Consider the following 1,077-nt stretch of genomic DNA (forward strand, 5'->3'; position numbering starts at 1 on the left):
GTAAGCATTCGGCCTCGCACGTCACAAAAGCTTAAATCGAGACACTCTAATTGTCCATAGAATCCATGGACAATTCTCACAATTCTAAGAGTTCTTCCAGTTATGAGGTAAAAGGTCGGCCAAATCTAATGAGTAGTCATTATTGTAAATTGGTATCTTGGCCAATATATCGGTCAGCCATTCTCTGGGGTTGACATCAGCAGCTTTGCAGCACCCAAGCAACGAATATATAATAGCTGCATTTTCAGCTGCGTCATGATTACCACAAAACAAGTAGTTTTTACGGCCTAATGCTAAAGGCCTGATGGCGTTTTCGGCCAGGTTATTATCAATCTTGTAACGGCCATCCAAGTGATACCTTGATAAACGATGGAAGATATTGTATGTATATGATAATGCTCTGCCCATTCTGCTTTTGGGCAATGCCTTGGGATAATACTTTACAATCCATTTTTCAAAAGCTACCATAATCGGATATGCCAAGCGTTCGCGTAGTTCAGCTCGCTGCTTATCATCCAAGCCTTGTTCGTTGGCCATAGTTTCTACCTGGTAAAGTTTGCCGATTTGCGCCAATGCATATTCAGCACCTGCTTTATCCTCAGCAAGGCTTTCTTCAAATTTACGGCGTGCATGCGCCCAGCATCCCAGTAACAGGACCCCTTTCTTTTGTTCGTAAATAGAATAGGCTTCGTAACCATCGGTTTGAATGGCTCCCTGAAAACCTTGCAACAGTTCAACCACTACTTTTTGTGCCCGTGAGCCTTTATCGTAATGAAAATAAACCAGTGGCTTCATGACTGAACGAACCATCCACAAATAGGATTTAACGGTTTTGTGCTTCTCATTATTAACAACAGGTACGGTACTTTCATCGACCTGAATGTAATCCGTATTCATTGTTACTTCCTGCAATCGAAAGTATAGGCTACGAAGTAAATCGCAACTACCCTGGAACCAGCCGTTGATGGTTGAAGCAGGCAGACTGACACCAGTTTGCTTCAACATTTTTATCTGACGATGAAACGGCAAGTGGTACTCGTATTTATTGATTAAAAGCTCTGCTAATAGTGATGGGCC

At 42.3% G+C, this 1,077-nt stretch carries 1 protein-coding gene; it reads right to left on the minus strand.

The features are described from left to right. Window positions 1-84: 84 nt before the first annotated feature. On the minus strand, window positions 85-1,077 hold a 993-nt coding region (tnpC, locus tag KDU71_RS22740; protein WP_212193428.1), incomplete at its 5' end, for an IS66 family transposase.

Origin of the sequence: Carboxylicivirga sediminis (assembly GCF_018156225.1) — a bacterium.
Taxonomy (GTDB): Bacteria; Bacteroidota; Bacteroidia; order Bacteroidales; family Marinilabiliaceae; genus Carboxylicivirga; species Carboxylicivirga sediminis.